The sequence below is a fragment of the Micromonospora sp. NPDC049004 genome, from assembly GCF_040649315.1.
Taxonomy (GTDB): Bacteria; Actinomycetota; Actinomycetes; order Mycobacteriales; family Micromonosporaceae; genus Micromonospora.
The window spans coordinates 739789-756093 of the sequence record NZ_JBEZFG010000002.1 but is presented as its reverse complement, the minus strand read 5'-3'; the positions used below and the strand labels follow the sequence as shown (position 1 = coordinate 756093).

At 72.5% G+C, this 16305-nt stretch carries 15 protein-coding genes and 1 pseudogene; 7 read left to right on the top strand and 9 right to left on the bottom strand.

Annotated elements, in window-relative coordinates:
- Positions 1–13: 13 nt before the first annotated feature.
- Positions 14–322 carry a hypothetical protein gene (locus AB0B97_RS08320; protein WP_357491689.1) on the top strand — a complete coding sequence of 103 codons (309 nt, stop codon included), beginning with the start codon at positions 14–16 and terminating at the stop codon, positions 320–322.
- A 12-nt stretch (positions 323–334) separates the two neighbouring features.
- Here AB0B97_RS08320 and AB0B97_RS08315 read toward each other — a convergent pair whose 3' ends face one another.
- From AB0B97_RS08315 to AB0B97_RS08305, 3 genes are read right to left on the bottom strand one after another with little or no spacing between them, the layout of a single operon-like run.
- A complete protein-coding gene (locus AB0B97_RS08315; protein WP_357491687.1) occupies positions 335–793 on the bottom strand; it encodes a hypothetical protein in 459 nt (152 codons plus the stop codon).
- A gap of 9 nt (positions 794–802) precedes the next feature.
- Positions 803–1639: an MBL fold metallo-hydrolase gene (locus AB0B97_RS08310; protein ID WP_357491685.1), complete on the bottom strand. Its 837-nt coding sequence runs from the start codon at positions 1637–1639 to the stop codon at positions 803–805.
- A gap of 49 nt (positions 1640–1688) precedes the next feature.
- Positions 1689–6158 carry an HAD-IC family P-type ATPase gene (locus AB0B97_RS08305; protein ID WP_357491683.1) on the bottom strand — a complete coding sequence of 1490 codons (4470 nt, stop codon included), beginning with the start codon at positions 6156–6158 and terminating at the stop codon, positions 1689–1691.
- Between the two features lie 162 nt (positions 6159–6320).
- On the opposite strand from AB0B97_RS08305, the pseudogene AB0B97_RS08300 reads away from it, so the two are divergent.
- The 6 genes and pseudogenes from AB0B97_RS08300 (at position 6321) to AB0B97_RS08275 (ending at position 10498) form a co-directional block, all read left to right on the top strand.
- Positions 6321–6637 (top strand): annotated as a pseudogene (locus tag AB0B97_RS08300) (hypothetical protein).
- A 58-nt stretch (positions 6638–6695) separates the two neighbouring features.
- A complete protein-coding gene (locus AB0B97_RS08295; RefSeq protein WP_357491681.1) occupies positions 6696–8084 on the top strand; it encodes an MFS transporter in 1389 nt (462 codons plus the stop codon).
- A gap of 52 nt (positions 8085–8136) precedes the next feature.
- Positions 8137–8790: a GAP family protein gene (locus AB0B97_RS08290; protein ID WP_357491679.1), complete on the top strand. Its 654-nt coding sequence runs from the start codon at positions 8137–8139 to the stop codon at positions 8788–8790.
- Between the two features lie 64 nt (positions 8791–8854).
- Positions 8855–9634, top strand: coding sequence for an NAD(P)H-binding protein (locus AB0B97_RS08285; protein WP_357491677.1), 780 nt, complete (start codon positions 8855–8857; stop codon positions 9632–9634).
- 37 nt (positions 9635–9671) lie between these two features.
- A complete protein-coding gene (locus AB0B97_RS08280; RefSeq protein ID WP_234584465.1) occupies positions 9672–9866 on the top strand; it encodes a hypothetical protein in 195 nt (64 codons plus the stop codon).
- An 83-nt stretch (positions 9867–9949) separates the two neighbouring features.
- Entirely contained in the window at positions 9950–10498 is a 549-nt protein-coding gene (locus tag AB0B97_RS08275) for a YbaK/EbsC family protein (protein ID WP_234584466.1), read from the top strand.
- A gap of 52 nt (positions 10499–10550) precedes the next feature.
- Here AB0B97_RS08275 and AB0B97_RS08270 read toward each other — a convergent pair whose 3' ends face one another.
- Genes AB0B97_RS08270 through AB0B97_RS08245 form a run of 6 tightly spaced genes read right to left on the bottom strand, consistent with a single transcriptional unit; the run spans position 10551 to position 16170 of the window.
- Complete coding sequence (locus tag AB0B97_RS08270) at positions 10551–11186, bottom strand: DsbA family oxidoreductase (protein WP_357491674.1); 636 nt, start codon at positions 11184–11186, stop codon at positions 10551–10553.
- Positions 11187–11206: 20 nt separating this feature from the next.
- A complete protein-coding gene (locus tag AB0B97_RS08265) occupies positions 11207–11635 on the bottom strand; it encodes a SufE family protein (protein WP_234584468.1) in 429 nt (142 codons plus the stop codon).
- 25 nt (positions 11636–11660) lie between these two features.
- A complete protein-coding gene (locus AB0B97_RS08260) occupies positions 11661–12086 on the bottom strand; it encodes a CBS domain-containing protein (protein ID WP_357492087.1) in 426 nt (141 codons plus the stop codon).
- Positions 12087–12143: 57 nt separating this feature from the next.
- Positions 12144–13913: a proline--tRNA ligase gene (locus tag AB0B97_RS08255; protein WP_357491672.1), complete on the bottom strand. Its 1770-nt coding sequence runs from the start codon at positions 13911–13913 to the stop codon at positions 12144–12146.
- A 53-nt stretch (positions 13914–13966) separates the two neighbouring features.
- Positions 13967–15145 carry a hypothetical protein gene (locus AB0B97_RS08250; RefSeq protein WP_357491670.1) on the bottom strand — a complete coding sequence of 393 codons (1179 nt, stop codon included), beginning with the start codon at positions 15143–15145 and terminating at the stop codon, positions 13967–13969.
- The gene (locus AB0B97_RS08245; protein WP_357491668.1) at positions 15031–16170 is read right to left on the bottom strand and encodes a transporter substrate-binding domain-containing protein; all 1140 of its coding nucleotides are present in this window, start codon (positions 16168–16170) and stop codon (positions 15031–15033) included. Before AB0B97_RS08245 ends, AB0B97_RS08250 begins: the two co-directional genes overlap by 115 nt.
- Positions 16171–16305: the final 135 nt, after the last annotated feature.

The window sequence follows — 16305 nt, the reverse complement described above, 5'->3', positions numbered from 1 at the left end:
CCATGATCCGCGGATGGATGAGCAACCAACTCCCGTCACCGTGCACATCTACTGTCGGGTCGAGGTGGTCGTCACCGACCCGGCAGCGGTTACCGGTCGTGCCGTCGCCGAATTGCGGGGAGCCGACATCGACTGGTCCCAGGAGGAGGGCGACGTCGAGTCGGCGGCCGAGGAACTGCGGTCGGACCTCGTCACCTCGTTGGCGGGCGTGGTGGACATCAGCCGACTCGGTGACGGCATACCGGGGGTGGAGTTTCGTGGCGGTCTCTGTTGGGCCGAGCAGGGGCCGGCCCGGGACCCGTTCCGTGCCGAAGAGCGGTGACTGTCGCATCAGTCAGGAGCGGTAGCGCCGCCGGCGGGACAGCCGCTGGAAGCGCGGACCGGCCCAGAGCCAGAGGAGCGACACCGTCAACCCGATGGCCCCCATGGCGACGATCACGTTTCGGGGCATCTCGGTGTTGACCGGCTTCGGCATGCACCTGGCCGGCGTGTAGTCGACGGTCAGTCGCTCGTCCAGCGGCGGCAGCCGTCGGTCCGGGAACGACCGCTCGTAGATGCCGCAGGTGGTGGGACCGTCGACCGGATTGACGCGTAGCAGCACGTAGGGGCCGTCAGCGGTCTGGGCCGGTTCCACCGCGATCACCGTCGCCGGCAGCAGCACGCCGACCGGTGGGGGCGGCTCGCGGTCGTCCGTGACACCGAGCAGAATCAGCAAGCTGCACGGCAGCAGCAGCGCGAGCGGCAAACTGGGCCAGGCCTTCGGGCGGGTTCCGTTGGCCAGGAGCGACGGCATGGCGTCAGGCTAGTCAGCGAGATCAATCTCGTCGGAACGACCTTCGACGGGAGTCGGGGTGAGCGACGCGGTCTCGCCGCGCGCGATGGTGCGTACCTGCTTGACCCAGCCCCGGCGGCGGGCCTCGTCGACGAAGTGCGCCAGCGGGGAGCGGAAGACCCGGTAGTCGTCGTAGTGGATCGGCACCGTCAGCTTCGGGCGGATCAGCTCCACCAGGTCGGCGCCCTGGCGGGCGTCCATGGTGAGCAGGATTCCGGCGACCTTCGTGCCACCGAGGTGGATCAGCATCGCGTCGATGTCCGGATAGCGCTCAGGGATGTCGGTGAGCAGCGGACGGTTGAGCGTGTCGCCGGTGACGTACAGCCGGAACCCGCGCCGCCCGTCGCGTTCCACGTCGATCATCGTGCCCATCACGTCGGGCAGCAGCCGGTCCAGCGGGCCGGGGCCGTGCTTGCCGGGCATCGAGGTCAGCCGCACTGTCGTACCGTCGCGGTGCAGCTCTCGTGACGACCAGGTCGGCAGGCCCTCGGCGGCGTGGAAGCCCCAGCGGCGCAGTTTGCGTTCGGCGGCGGGCGTGGTGACGATGGGCAGCTCCCGGTCCAGCTCCCGGCGGGCCACCCGGTCGAAGTGGTCGCCGTGCAGGTGGGACAGGACCACGGCGTCCAGGTGGGGAAGCTGGGCGATCCGCAGCGCCGGGTCCGTGCGTCGGCGCGACCACAGACCCTTTCCGAGGTACGCCCGCTGGCCGCGGTGCAGGAAGTTCGGATCGGTCAGCAGGGTGAACCCGCCGATCCGCAGCACAGTCGTCGCGGTGCCGATGAACGTCACCTGTGGATGCTCGGCCATCATGCCCACCTCCCCCGGCTCCGATACCCCAGCCGGCCGCGCTCAAGCGTCAGCCGTCCGTGGCCGTCTCCTCGGCCCCGGAGGCGGGCTGCGCGAGGTCGGGTCGTGCCGACGGAAGGTGCTCCACCAGTCTGGTGAGCGCGCCGTTGGCGAAGGTGGCACCGAGCGCCGATCCGGCGCCGATGGTCCAGCCGACCGGGCCCAGCGGCGTGCAGCCGAAGAACTGGCTCACCCCCGGCGTCTGCACCACCACGACCAGCACTCCCAGCGACGCCGCCGTGGACGCCAGCACGGCGGGGCTGGTGCCGCCGGCCAGGATGGTCTGGCCGAGCTGGGTGCCGACGAGCGAGACGAGGGCGACAGTTCCGGCCCGGCGCTGGCGGCCCGTGTACCGGGCCAACGTCCAGCCGACTGTCGCGCCCAGCGTGGTGGACGCCGCGCGGAGCCCGATCTCCCGGCTGAGGGACGCACCGAGCGACGCGTCCGGGCCCTCCCGGAGCAGAGCGTCGGTGCGGTCCGAGGCGGGTGGGCGGACCGCGATGGCCAGCGCCGGCGCCAGGTCGGTGAGCAGGTTGACCAGCAGCAGTTGCCGGCCGGTGAGGGCGGAACGGCCGGTCACGGCGGCGCTGAGCACGCTGAACGCGATCTCGCCGAGGTTGCCGCCGACGAGGATGCTCAGCGCGTGGCGGACCGACGACCACATCGCGCGACCCTCGACGAGGGTGGCGATGATGGTCTCCAACCGGTCGTCGGTGACCACCAGGTCGGCGGCGGCGCGCGCTGCCGGCGTGCCGCGTTGGCCGAGGGCGATGCCGACGTCGGCCAACCGGATCGCCGGGGCGTCGTTGGCACCGTCACCGGTCATCGCCACGGTCCGCCCGCACTTCTGCAACGCCTGGATGATGCGCACCTTGTGCGCCGGGGTGCAGCGGGCCACGACGTCGGTGTTGGCCAGCCGCTCGGCGAGCGCGTCGTCGTCCAACTGGTCGAGTTCGGTGGCGGTGACCACCCGCTGCTCGTCGTGTTCGCTGATGGTGGCGGCGATCGCCTCGGCGGTGGCCGGGTGGTCACCGGTGATCATGATGGTGTGGACCCCGGCCTGCCGGATCCGGCGTACCGCGGGGGCCGCGCTCTCCCGGACCCCGTCCGCGAGGGCCAGGAACCCTACGAAGGTCAGACCCCGGACGTCGGAGTCGGTGATGTGCGCGGCGTCCACCTGGCACTCCGCGACGGCGAGGATCCGGTGCCCCGCCCCGGCCCGGTCGGCCAGCAGGCGGTGCAGTTCCGCGCGACCGGCGTCGTCCAGAGGCTCCTGCCGGCCGTCGACACGCCGCGTCGCGCAGCGTGGCAAGACCGTCTCCGGGGCGCCCTTGACGCTCAGCAGCAGGCGACCCCCGGTCTCACCGATGCTCGCGTGGTAGCCGCGCGACGGTTCGAACGGCAGCCCGCCGGCAGCCCGCCAGCCAGCGGCGCCGGTCTGCTCCACCACGTGAGCCGTGGCGGCGCCCCGCCGGACCGCCCGGTCGGTCTGCAACGCCAGGTCCTCCGGATTGGCCGCGGCGGGCGTGGCCCGCAGCGCCGTGGCGAGGGTCAGTCGGAGCCGGTCGTCGAGCCGGTCCACCGGGGCGTACCGGTCGCCGACGCCGTCGCCGACCCCGGCGAGCAGCAACTTGCCCTCGGTGAGGGTGCCGGTCTTGTCGAAGCAGAGCACGTCCACCCGACCCAACGCCTCGATCGTGCGTGGGTTGCGGACCAACGCGCCGTGCTCGGCCAGCCGCCGGGCGGCGGCCAGCTGCGCGGCACTGACCAGGAACGGCAGGCCCTCCGGCACCGACGCGACGGCGAGGTTCGCGGCGGTCGCCGCCGTTTCGGCAAGTGGTACGCCCCGGAGCAGCCCCGCACCGGCCACGGCGATCGCCGAACCCGCCGCCAACGGAATGGCGCTGCTGGTCAACGAGCCGAGCCGGGCCTCCACCCCGCTGGTCGGGGGCGCCTGCCGGATCAGCGCCAGGCTGCGTCCGGACTCGGTGTCCACGCCTGTCGCCACCACCACGGCGGTTCCGTGGCCGGCGGCGACGGTGGTGCCGTCGTACAGCATCGAGTGCCGGTCGGCGATGGCCGCGGCGACGACCGCCCGGCTGCTCTTGGCGACCGGCAGCGACTCGCCCGTCAACGACGACTCGTCCGCCTCCAGCCCCACCGATTCGAGCACCCGGCAGTCGGCCGGCACCGCGTCTCCCGGTTCGAGGCTGATGACGTCTCCGAGGACGAGGTCCTCGGCTGCGACGACCCGCTCGGCGCCGTCGCGGCGGACCCGCGCGGTCACCGCCGAACGGGACAGCAGCTCCGCCAACGATCGTTCGGTGTTGCGTTCGTGCACCGCCCCGATCAGGGCCGACCCGCCGACGACGCTGCCCACCAGCGCTGCGTCGACAAGCGAGCCGAACGACGCGGAGAGCACCGCCCCGGCGGCCAGGACGGGGGTGAGCGGGTTCGACAGCTCGTCCAGGAACGCCCGCAGCAGGCCACCGCCGGCGGGTGGGTTGCCGCCGCCAGCCCCTTGGCCGTCGTGTCGGCGCTGCGCCTCCGCGCTGGTCAGCCCGTCCGGCGTGGTGCCCAGGCGGTCGAGCACGGTCCGGACCGGCATCAGGTGCCAGGCGGTCGCCACCGGCGCCGGCGTGTCCGACCGGTCGGGCAGCCGGTGGGCCCGCCAGACCCCGTTCGCGAAGGCCAACCCGGCCGCGCCGTTGACCGCGACAAGCGTCCGGAAGGGAAGATCGGCAGGTGGGGCGGTGAACGCGCCCAGTGCCCCGAGCCCGGTGCCCGCCATGGAGAGCCGGATGTTCTGCTGCGTCATCCGCCGAGCCGCCCCGGTCGCCTCGATCATCAGGGACACCATCCGCAGGTCGCTGCCGACCAGCAGGTGCGCCCCCCACGGCGGCAGGTCGTCCGGAGCGGACATCCCCAGCCCGCAGTCGGACGCGCCGAGCGCCGCGCGGTCCCCGGACACCAGCATCACGACCGCCCCGTCGCGCTGCAACGCGCGTACGGAGTCGGCCAGCCGATCCCCGCCGGGCAGCAGCGCGTCGGCGAAGCCGTACCGCTGCTCGTCGCCGCCGGCCACGATCAGCTTCAGGCCGGCGTGGCGGGCAGCGGCCGGCAGGCCGTCGACACCCGGCGCGGGTTCGGGTTCGACCCGCAGCAGCGCCGTGAACCGACCGGAGTGGGTGAGCCCCAGCAGTTGCCCGCCGGCCGTGCGCAGCCGCTCGCCGTCCGGCACGTCGCCGGGACCGCCCGCCTGGAGTTGGTCCAGTGGTGCCAGCCGCCAGCCGTCCCGCTCCTGTGCACCTGTCGGGTCGCTCGGATCGAACAGCGCGAACGCCCGCTCCGCCACCTCGTCGACGTCCGCGTCGGCCGCCGGGGCGAGGTCGGCGAGTACGCCCCGCTCCGAGCCGAGCACCGCGGCGTCCAGCACCAGCGTGTCGATCCGGTCCAGTTCCCGCAGCACGCTTCGGTCCATCGCGATCACCCCGCGCCGGGCGAGGACCCGGCCGAGCTGTGCCGCGTACCCCTCCCGTCCGCTGCCCGGGGCCTTGGGCAGCGCGGACAGGCCGAGCGCGGTGGCTCGCTTGCGTCCGGCGAGCGGTGTCGCCGCCACGCCGGCGGCCACGCCAGCGGCCAACATCCGGTTGATGTAGCGCTCAGCCGGGCCGTCCGGTTTCGGACGAGGACGTTCAGCCGCCGGCCACCGAGCGATGGCGCGCTCGGGGTCGCCGGTCAGCTGCGGCTCGGCCTTCTCCCACGCGGCGAGTTGGGCCCGCGCCTCACCCCACTGCACCAACCGTTGGGCACCGTCGAGAACGATCCCCGTCCAACGGCCGGTCAGGCCCTGCGCCACCGCCTCGGCCAGCGGAAAGATGATGTCGGCGCGGGGGTCGGAGCGCAGCCGCCTGCCCACGAACGCGTGCAGCTTCGGTTGCAGGTCCGCGGCCGTCAGCAGACCGGCGATCTCGGCGGGCATCGGCGCGAACGGCAGGAGCCGGGTGGCCGCCGAGATGGTCAGGCCCAGTGCGTCCGAGGCGAGGCCGCCCAGGGTGCGCGGAGTGCGCGGCCCCTCCTCCGGCGGATGCGGGGGCGGGATCTCCGGATCCGGTTCGTGGTCGCAGGTTCCCTCGATCTGCCCGATCGTGGCGATGAGGTCCCGCAATTTTGGTTCGGGGGCCTGCACGGCCACCACCACCCGGCCGGACGGGGCGTTCACCCGGGCCCAGGCCACCCCGGGCAACCGTTCCAGCGCGGCCTCCACCTGCCGGGCCAACCGGTCGCCACCGTCCTGGCAGACGCCGTGCACCTCGATGTGGTGCCGGCCGGGGCGGGACCAGACCCGCCGCCGGGTCAGCCCGACGGTCCGGGCCAGCCGGGTCGCCGCCGACCCGAAGTTCCGGGACGCCTCCCCGACCAGGTGCGGCACGCCGATGGACGGCAGGAGGCGGCCGGCGGCGCGACCAGCCGCCGTCATCGAGGCGTACGGCCGGACGGACGCCGACCCGACTCTCCGTTGTCGCTGCTGGTGCCGTCGGTCATCTCGTCCTCCCACCGCCTCGCGTCCGGCGGCCTGGCTTCCCGACCTGCCGTCCGTTATGCCCCTTCGAGCACCGGAACTTTGCGGGCCGGGCCGCGCATGGACGGGGTGGGTGGTGGAACCCGACAGCCATCACCGGACACGGGGAGGCCGGAATGAGCACCTTCACGCGACACCTCAACGGTTCACGCGAGAACATTCGGATGTATCGCCGCCGGGTCGCTCTGCCAATGCTGGGTGAGATGGCGGTGCCACCACCGGACAAGATCGCCTACTACGCCGGGCTCGGCGTGCTGGCCGCGTTGCAGGTGATCGAATGGCCGCTCGCCGTGGTGGTCACCGCCGGGCATCTCCTGGCGGACCAGCACCTGTCGGGACTGGTACGCGGCGTCGGAAGGGCATTCCAGGACGCCTGACGAGAGCCGGGTCACCGCCGGTTGACATGAATCCGGGTTGAGGTCGCAGGCTCGGTGCATGTCGAGCCGAACCGTCACCCCCGTTCCGATCCCCGCCGGGCTGTTCGCACCCCGGCTGCGGGCGATGACGGTGGGCAGCGTCGCGCTGGTGTCGCTGCTGGCGTTCGAGGCGTTGGCGGTCGGCACGGCCATGCCGACGGTCGCGCGCAGCCTGGACGGGCTGGCGCTGTACGGGATCGCGTTCGGTGGCCCGTTCGCCGCAGGTGTGCTGGCCATGGTGGTTTCCGGGATCTGGTGTGACGCACGGGGGCCCAGCGGGCCGATGTGGCACGGCGTCGGCTGGTTCGTGGTCGGGCTGCTGATCGCCGGGACCGCGCCGATGATGACGGCGCTGGTGGTCGGACGGGTCGTGCAGGGGTTCGGCTCCGGGTTGCTCTCGGTGGCGCTCTACGTGATCGTCGGGCAGGCGTACCCCGAGGAGTTGCATCGGCGCATCTTCGCCGCGTTCGCCGCGGCGTGGGTCGTACCGTCGCTGGTCGGGCCGGCGTTGGCCGGCCTGATCGTCGAGTACCTGGGCTGGCGGTGGGTCTTTCTCGTGGTGCCGGCGGTGGCCGTGCCGGCGGTGTTGCTGATCCATCCGGGCCTGCGGTCGCTCGACCGGACCGTGCCGACCCGGCCGCCGGCCGGCGCGATGGCCCGCATCGGCTGGGCCTGTGGGGCGGGCGCGAGCGCCGCACTGCTGCACATCGGGGGTCAGCAGCGTGGCGTGGTGGCCCTGGCGGTGATCGCGCTCGCCCTGGCCGGCCTGCTGGTCTGCGCTCCGCGCCTGCTGCCGCCGGGGTTCCTGCGGGCAGCCCGCGGGCTGCCCACGGTGATCGGTCTGCGCGGGCTGGCGTCGGCGGCGTTCGTCGGCGCCGAGGTGGTCATCCCGTTGATGCTCTCCCGGGAGCGGGGGTTGTCGCCGACCGCCGCCGGGCTCGTCCTCACGGTGGGCGCCCTGGCCTGGTCGGTGGGCTCCTGGGTGCAGGGCCGTTTCCCCGTGCCGGCCTCCCGGGCCAGCTTCCCCCGCGTCGGGTTGTGCTGCATCACGGCCGGCACCGCGACTGTGGCGTTGGCCGTACGGCCGGAGCTGCCGGTGGCCGTCGCCGTGCTGGGCTGGGCGGTGGCGGGGCTCGGTATGGGGCTGCTGTACCCGTCGTTGTCGGTGCTCACCCTGGAGCTGTCCGCGCCCGGCGAGCAGGGGCGCAACAGCTCGTCGCTGCAACTGGGCGACTCGCTCTTCGCGGCGACCGTGCTGGCGCTCACCGGTGCCGTCCTGGCCGCCGGGAGTGCGCCCGGACCGGCCAGCTACGTGGTGACCCTGGTGGTGGCGGCCGGTCTGGCGCTTGTCGGCGCGCTGCTGGCGGGTCGCGTGGTGGTGGGCGGGGCCACCCGGCCGGGCGGGTGATCGGCTGAGGATCCGCCATGGCGGTACCGGGCGGGCGCGAGGATGGCAGGCGATGAACTTCCTGACCGTCCTGCCGCTGGCCGTGGTGATGGTCGCCGGGACCCAACTGGTCGTGGCGGTCTTCCTCGCCTCGTCCGACCGGCCCCGGGCCGCGTCGCTGGGCTTCCTCGCCGGCGCGGGCCTGGTGGTCGCCGCCGGGGTGACCGTGAGCTGGTTGTTGACCCGGTTGCTGGGCGGGTTGGCGACCGACGCCAGCGCGGCCGCCAGCAGGATCGATCGCGGTCCGGTCATCGATCTGGTGGTGCTCGCGCTGCTGGTGAGCCTGGCCCTGGTGGTCTGGCTGCGCCGTAACCGGTCCGGGCCGCCGCGCTGGCTGGGCAGCGTGGGCCATGCCGATCCGCGCTGGGCCTCGCGGATGGGTGCCCTGCTCTTCGTGGTGACACCCACCGACGACCTCACCATGGCGACGGTCGGCGCGACAGTGGCCCGACACAACCTCCCCTGGTGGCACCTGGTGCCGTTCGTGCTGCTCACCGTGTTCCTGCTCGCGGTGCCGCTGCTGGCGTTGGTGCTGCTCGGGCAGAAGGCGGCGCGCGTGCTGGCCCGGATGCGGAAGTGGGCCGAGGGGCACTCCTGGATCGTCAACGAGATCGTGATCGCGTTCTTCGCGCTGCTGACCGTGCTGGACCTGATCCGTTCGAAGTGAGCCGTCACGTGTGGCGTCGCGCGGCCGTCATCAGCACGACGGGTCCGCGGAACAGGAGGGGACGATGAGGGTTCTGGTCACCGGGGCGGGTGGTCGACTCGGGAGCCACGTGCTGGCGCGGCTGAGCGACGACGGGATGAGCGTCCGGGCCAGCAGCCGCCGGCCGCGTACCGGCTCGGACGTGGAGTGGGTCGTGGCCGATCTGGCCAGCGGTGCCGGGGTGGCCGAGGCGGTGACCGGCGTGGACGCGGTGCTGCATCTGGCGTCCTCGCCCCGGGGGCGTACCTACCAGGTGGACGTGCTGGGCACCCGTCGGCTGGTGGTCGCTGCCGGCGCGGCCGGCGTGGGGCATCTGGTCCACATCTCGATCGTCGGGGTGGACCATGTGCCGTTCCCGTACTACCGGCACAAGCTGGCAGCCGAGCAGGTGGTCGCCGCCGGCCCGGTGCCGTGGTCGGTGCTGCGCGCCACCCAGTTTCCCCAGTTCCTCGACGATCTGCTGACCACCAGCGCGCGGCTGGGCCCGGTGGTCGGCGACCGTGCGGTGCTCGCCCAGCCGGTCGACCCGGGTGAGGTGGCCGCCCGGCTCGCGGCCCGGCTGACCGCCGGCCCGCTCGGGGGTATCGAGGAGTTCGGTGGGCCGCAGGTGCTCCGCTTCGACGAGGCCGTCCGTGCCTGGCGGGAGGCACGCGGGTCACGCCGACCCCTGCTGCCGGTACGGATTCCCGGCCGGCTCGGCCGCGAGCTGCGCGCCGGTGGACTGGTCACCGAGGCGCTGCCTCGCGGTGTGCGTACCTGGGCCGATCACCTCGCGGACACGTACGGGGGAACCGAGCGGAGATGAGAGGGATGCCGGTTCACGTTCGTCTTACGGTGACGCCATGTTCGTTGTCGTCACCACGGTGATCCTCTACGTCTTCGGTTTCGTCTTCCTCTACGGCGTGATCCGGCTGGGTGTCCGGCACGCGCTGGAGGACTTGGAGCTGCAGCGGGCCCGAGCCCGACGCGAGGAGGAGTTGGCGGCCGCCCGCGACCGTTCCTTCCTGCGCGACAACGCCTTCCTCGCCGGCAGTTGAGTCGCGACGTGGAGGTGGCGTCGCGGGACGGCTCGGGAGTCGGCGGGCGGTCCGGCGGTACGGGTGCGAGGATCGCACCCGTGATGGGAACGCTGAAGACCGAACCGGCCCGTGCCCGCCTCGATCTGCTCGCCGCGCCGGTGGCGGAGGCCATCGCCCAGTGGCCGGCCAGCGCGCCGGTGGACGTGGACGACGTGCTGGTCGCGCCGATCGACGCCGACCTCGCCGACACGGCGGCGTTCTGCGAGGCGTACGAGGTGGGGCTGGACGTGTCGGCCAACTGCGTGGTGGTGGCCGGTAAGCGCGAGGGCGTGGTCCGCTACGCGGCGTGCATCGTGCTGGCCACCACCCGGGCCGACGTGAACGGCGTGGCCCGGCGGGCGCTGGACGTGCGCAAGGCGAGCTTCGCTCCGATGACCGACGCGGTCGAGTTGACCGGCATGGAGTACGGCGGCATCACCCCGATCGGGCTGCCGGCCCAGTGGCCGATCCTCGTGGACGCGCGGGTGATCGCAACCCCGCACGTGATCATCGGGTCCGGCGTACGGCACAGCAAGATCGCGCTGCCGGGCCCGGCGCTGGGCGCGCTTCCCGGCGCGCAGGTGGTCGAGGGCCTGGCCAGACCTGCCTGACCAGGCACCGACATCGATACCGTTGCACGTGAAACATCGCTCCGGTCGATGTCTACGGCGCGGCGGCCTCCCGCTGCTCGACCTCGGCCAGCGCGGCGAGGAGCGTGGACGTCTCCTGTGCGCCGCTGACCGCGTACTTTCCGGCAAGCACGAACGTCGGGACGCTCGTGATGCCCAGGTCGCGGGCGGCGGCCAGCTCGGCGGCGAGTTCGGCGGTCCCCTCGTCGGAGTCGAGGAAGCGTCGGGCGTCGGCCGCGTCCAGGCCGATCCCGCCGGCGACAGTGGCCAGCGCCTCCCGCGAACCGAGGTCGACGCCCTCGGTGAAGTGCGCCCGGTAGAGGGCGTCCACCATCTCGGCCGCCCGGCCGTGCTCGGTGGCGTAGGCCACCAGCCGGTGGGCGTCGAAGGTGTTCGCGGCCACCGCACGGTCGTAGTCCAGCCGCAGCCCGTCACCCGCCGCGGCCTGGGTCACCCGCGCGACCATCTGCCGGGCACGCTCCGGGCCGCCGAACTTGTCGCCAAGCGCGTCGAGGATCGGGCGGGGCTCGGGAACCGGCGACGGGTCGAGTTGGAACGGCCGGTACCGGACGGTCACCTCGCCCTCGTAGCGGGCGAGCGCCTCATCCAGTCGGCGCTTGCCGAGGTAGCACCACGGGCAGACGACGTCGGCGTAGATCTCGATCTCCATGATCGGTGCCAACTGCCCGCTCAGTCGAGTTGTTCCCGGACCTGCCGCTTGAGCCGGCCCAGGATCGCCGTGCCGCCACGCACCCGCAGCGGGCTGATCGCCTGCGCCAGGCCCATCCGCTGATAGAGGTCGTCCGGCACGGCCAACACCTCCTCGGCGCTCGCGCCGGCCAGACCCTCGGCGAGGATCCCGGCGAACGCCCGGGTGGTGGGCGCCTCGGGCGGGCAGTCGAAGAGGGTCTCGACGGTCCCGTCCGGCGTCACCCGGGCGCGCAGAAAGAACGCGGTCTGGCACTCGGGCACCTGCTCCATGCCCTCGTGCCCGGCGGCGTCGGCGGGCAGCGGCGGGATGACGTCGGCGTACTCCAGCAGCATCTCCAGCACCAGGTCGCGTGGCGCGGCAGCGAACTCGTCGACGATCTCGGCCAGTCGGGCCGGCATGTCAGCCATGTGTCGAGGCTACCGCCGGCGATTTCTAAACCGTCGGTGACTGTTCGCTGATCTCACTCAGGGCGCTGGTCGGATCGAGCTGCATGGCCAGGTCACCGAGCGAGACGATCCCCACCAGCTTGCGGTCGCTGTCGCAGACCAGCACCCGACGGATGCCCCGGTCCCGCATGAGGGCCGCGGCCTCACCCGCCGTGCAGTGCTGCTCGATCATGACCACCTCGCGGGTGACGATCGAGCCGATGGTGGTGGCCGCCGGCGAGCTGTTCTCGGCCACCGCCCGCACCACGATGTCCCGGTCGGTGAGCATGCCGGCGAGGGTCGCGCCATCGGTGACGACCACGTCGCCGATGTCCGCCTCCTTCATCACCCTGGCCGCCTCGTCCAGGGTGGTCTCTGCCGACAGGTACACGACCTGCTTGGTCATCACATCGCTGACCCGGTAAGCGGTCATGAGGTCCTCCGAAGACGTATCCACCCGATCCCCTTGCACTACCCCGTGACGCGGTGGCTACACCAGGTTCGCACGCTCGCGGCGAGCCTCGTCGACGATCCGCTCCACCACGGCGTCCACCGGCAGCTCCGCGCGCCCGTTTCCGGCCCGCTCGCGCAACTCCACGTACCCGTCGGCAAGTCGGCGCCCGACCACTACGGTGCGGGGGATGCCGATCAGCTCCGCGTCGGTGAACTTCACCCCGGCCGAGACGTGCGTCCGGTCGTCGACAAGCACCCGCAGGCCGGCGGCGGCCAGGCGCCCGCCGAGGTCCAGCGCCGCGTCGAGCTGCGGGCCCTTGCCGGCGACCACCAGGTGTACGTCACACGGGGCGACCGCCGCCGGCCAGATGAGTCCCCGCTCGTCGTGGTGCTGCTCGGCGATGGCCGCGACCGCTCGGGAGATCCCGATGCCGTAGCAGCCCATGGTCGGCCGCACCGGCTTGCCGGCCGGGCCGAGCACGTCGACCGCGAACGCGTCGGTGTACCGGCGACCGAGTTGGAAGATGTGCCCGATCTCGATACCCCGCCGGATGGTCAGCTCGCCGTCGCCGCAGGCGGGGCACGGGTCACCGGCGCGCACCTCGGCCGCCTCGACAGTGCCGTCGGGCGTGAAGTCCCGCCCGCAGACCACACCCGTCGCGTGTCGACCCGGCTCGTTCGCCCCGGTCAGCCACGCGGAGCCGGTCACCACGCGAGGATCGACCAGGTAACGGATGCCCAGCTTGCCGAGCATCTGCGGCCCGATGTACCCGCGCACCAGCTCCGGATGCTCGGCCCACTCCTCGAAGACCGCCACCTGGGCCGGCTCCAGCGCGGCACCCAGCCGCTTCAGGTCGACCTCCCGGTCACCGGGCAGCCCGACCACCAGGGGTTCGGTCCGCTCGGCGCCCGGCTGACGCACTGTCAACACGACGTTCTTCAGGGTGTCGGCGGCGGTCCAGTCATCGCGGTCCCCGAGCCGGCGGCTGTTCGCCAGCTCGACCAGGCTGGCGATGGTCGCGGTCTCCGGGGTGTCGTGCACCTCGGCCGCGGGCGCGCTGGTGGGGTCGCCGGCGGCGGGTGCCCGGGTGACGACGGCCTCGGTGTTCGCCGCGTAGTCGCAGGCGGTGCAGCCGACGTACGTGTCCTCACCGACCGGGGTCGCGGCCAGGAACTCCTCCGACGCCGAGCCGCCCATCGCACCGGACATCGCGTGCACCACGGTGTGCTCCAGGCCCAGCCGGTCGAAGATCCGCTGGTACGCCGCCCGGTGCCGGGCGTACGCGTCCCGCAGCCCCGCCTCGTCCAGGTCGAAGGAGTACGCGTCCTTCATCAGGAACTCCCGGCCGCGCAGCACACCGGCCCGGGGCCGCGCCTCGTCGCGGAACTTCGTCTGCACCTGGAACAGCGTCACCGGGAAATGCCGGTACGAGGTGAACACGTCCTTGACCAGCAGCGCCGCCATCTCCTCGTGGGTGGGCGCCAGCAGGTGCTCGGCGCCGCGCCGGTCGGCCAGGGTGAAGAGGAGGTCGCCGTACTCCGTCCACCGGCCGCTGGTCCGGTACGGCTCGGCGGGCAGCAGAGCCGGGAAGTGCACCTCCTGGTCTCCGATCGCGGTCAGTTCGGCGCGTACGACGTCGGTGATCCGGTCCAGCACCAGCTTGCCCAGCGGCAGCCACGTGTAGCCGCCCGGCGCGGCGCGACGGAGGTAACCGGCGCGCAGCAGCAGCCGATGGCTCGGCACCTCCGCGTCGGCCGGATCCTCGCGCAGGGTCCGCAGCAACAGAGTCGACATGCGTAGCAGCATTCGCGCAGCCTAAGACCGCCGGTCCCGCTGCGGCGATCCAATTCGGTGGTGGGTCACGTGTCGCCGGGAAGGCGGCCCTCGCAGCGGACGTCCGGGTCGGCCACCGGACGCCGGGGCATCATCCAGTTCAGCGCGGTCTCCTCCACCGGCCAGCCCCGCACCGACACCAGGCTGTACGGAACGGCCGCGGGCTGGGGGCAGAGGACCTGCGACTCGACCCACCCATTCGGCAGGAACCGCACGGTGGCCGTCCGGTCCAGCACGATCGTCGACGTGTCGGTCACCGTGATGAGCGCGCCGAGCACCACCTTCCGGCCGCCGTCGGCCTTCGGCGGGCCGTCCCCACCGGCCAGGCTCGCCGTACCGCCGCCCGTCGCAGCAGCGCCCGGGGTTGCCGAGGCCGGGACGTCCGGGGCTGTCGAGGTCGACTGCTTCGGGACCACCTCGACCGCGGCGGTGGGCAGCAGCGGCACCCGGAGGAAGACCGCGCCCATCACCACCGGGAGCACGGCGGCGACCGTGAACGCCAGACCGTGGGTCAGCGTCGGGGCGATCCAGCCGGGGATCGGGCCGGTGAGCAGCACGGTGGCGGCGGGCGGCACCGCCAGCAGCGCGGCCGTGGCAATCTCGCCATCCTGGTACGCCGTCCAGATGGCCGGGCCCAGCACGGTGTACGCCAGAACCGCCGCGGCCAGCGGCAGGGCCACGCTTACCAGCAGGACCCGGGTCGGCTGGTCAGGATGCAGGTAGCGGGTGCGCAGCGCGAGCAGCCAGAGGCCGAGCATCAGCAGTGACGGCAGGAAGCGGAGCTGCCAGGTGAGCGCCCCCAGCGCGACCGCCGCGCTGATCACCCAACCGGGGGTACGTGCCGTCCCGGAGGCCAGTAGTGACCGTTCCGGGTCGAACCGGTCCGGAGCGCTGAGCCGGAGCAGCCGACCGAGGACACCGAAGGTGAGCACGACCACGGGGAACGCCCACACCAGGGCGATCAGCAGGGCACTGAGCAGGCCGAGCGGACTGACGTACTGGACCAGCAGCAGCATCGTGGACATGTCCTGTTGGCTGAGCTGCCACAGCCGCAGCACCAGGAGCAGGACGGGGAAGGTGGGAAGGAGGGTCAGCAGCCACTGCTGCGCCTGCCGCGCCCCCGCCATCCGGCGCGGGCGGACTGCCTTGGCGGAGCTGGTGGTGAGCCGGGGTACGCCGGGGGCGGTAGCGCGATCCTCTCCCACGGCCACTGTCGCACCTCCACCTTCCTCGGATCGGGTTGCTGCTGTTCCGCGACCGGCTGCGGGAGGTTGTATCCCTGCTGCCAACGGAGGTTGGCGTTGTACGCGTTCTCCCAGGCCGAGTCGTTCTCGTCGTTGGCCGACTTGTAGAGCGCGAGGTCGACCAGGTCGAGCAGCGCCTGGTTGGGGCCGGTGTTGATGCCCCACCGCTCCTGGGGCGACGAGCCGATGTCCCAGTGCCGCAGCGGTTTGACGTTCTTGAGGGTCACCGGGAAGTGTTGACCGTCGTCGTCCGGCTGATCGCCGGTGACGAAGCCGGCGAGGATCGCCGCGTCGGTGGTGACGGCCTGCACCTTGCCGTCGTACAGCTCCTGGATGCATTCGCTGATCCGGTTTCGACCCACCGGGGAGGCGCCGGCCTCGGCGAGGCGCTGGATGGACGTCGACGTGGTCAGCGAGCAGACCGTCAGCCCACGCAGATCCTCCAGGCTGCTCACCTGCTTCTGGTAGCTCTTCAACGTCACCACCGACTGCTCGGTGTTCAGGTAGGGGGCCGAGAAGACGGCGCCCTCCTCCCTGCGCTTGTCGTTGATGCTGTACGAGGCGATGACCAGGTCGACGATGACGAACCCCTCGCCGTCCTGGGCCTGTCGACGGGCCCGGTCCTCGCTCTCGATCGGCACGAAACGCACCTGGGAGTGGTCGAACCCGAGGTAGCTCGCGATCATGTACGCGATGTCGACGTCGAAGCCCTTCCAGACGTTGTTCGTAAGGCGCTGCGAGATGCCCGGCTGGTCGTCCTTCACGCCGATGACGAGCTGCTGCTTGCCCTTGAGGTGGGCGTCCTCCAGCAGCTCGTCCCGGGTCGGTGGGCCCGCCGCGAGGACGATCGGGACCAGGGCGGCGGCCAGGACGGCCAACGCGACGATCAGCCCGACGAGTCGGATCTGACGGGTCCGTACAGTGCGCGGCGACACGGGTGCCGCCGGGGCTGGCCCGGCGGGGCTCGGCTCGCTTGCCTGACTCACCTGGGCCCTCCCCACTGCGCGGTCCGGTGACCGGCCCCTCATTGTGGGGCCTCAATGCGAGCCACGGCACTCCACCACCAGCCGGATAGCCGACACGCCGCCCGGCGTCGCGGGTGATTGTCGAAACTGGTCCGC

Coding starts and splice junctions, on each gene's coding strand:
- AB0B97_RS08315 (WP_357491687.1), bottom strand. CDS start 793: ATGCCGTCGCTCCTGGCCAACGGAACCCGCCCGAAGGCCTGGCCCAGT.
- AB0B97_RS08275 (WP_234584466.1), top strand. CDS start 9,950: ATGGGAACGCTGAAGACCGAACCGGCCCGTGCCCGCCTCGATCTGCTC.
- AB0B97_RS08280 (WP_234584465.1), top strand. CDS start 9,672: ATGTTCGTTGTCGTCACCACGGTGATCCTCTACGTCTTCGGTTTCGTC.
- AB0B97_RS08260 (WP_357492087.1), bottom strand. CDS start 12,086: ATGACCGCTTACCGGGTCAGCGATGTGATGACCAAGCAGGTCGTGTAC.
- AB0B97_RS08320 (WP_357491689.1), top strand. CDS start 14: ATGGATGAGCAACCAACTCCCGTCACCGTGCACATCTACTGTCGGGTC.
- AB0B97_RS08255 (WP_357491672.1), bottom strand. CDS start 13,913: ATGCTGCTACGCATGTCGACTCTGTTGCTGCGGACCCTGCGCGAGGAT.
- AB0B97_RS08305 (WP_357491683.1), bottom strand. CDS start 6,158: ATGACGGCGGCTGGTCGCGCCGCCGGCCGCCTCCTGCCGTCCATCGGC.
- AB0B97_RS08310 (WP_357491685.1), bottom strand. CDS start 1,639: ATGGCCGAGCATCCACAGGTGACGTTCATCGGCACCGCGACGACTGTG.
- AB0B97_RS08295 (WP_357491681.1), top strand. CDS start 6,696: ATGTCGAGCCGAACCGTCACCCCCGTTCCGATCCCCGCCGGGCTGTTC.
- AB0B97_RS08270 (WP_357491674.1), bottom strand. CDS start 11,186: ATGGAGATCGAGATCTACGCCGACGTCGTCTGCCCGTGGTGCTACCTC.
- AB0B97_RS08290 (WP_357491679.1), top strand. CDS start 8,137: ATGAACTTCCTGACCGTCCTGCCGCTGGCCGTGGTGATGGTCGCCGGG.
- AB0B97_RS08285 (WP_357491677.1), top strand. CDS start 8,855: ATGAGGGTTCTGGTCACCGGGGCGGGTGGTCGACTCGGGAGCCACGTG.
- AB0B97_RS08265 (WP_234584468.1), bottom strand. CDS start 11,635: ATGGCTGACATGCCGGCCCGACTGGCCGAGATCGTCGACGAGTTCGCT.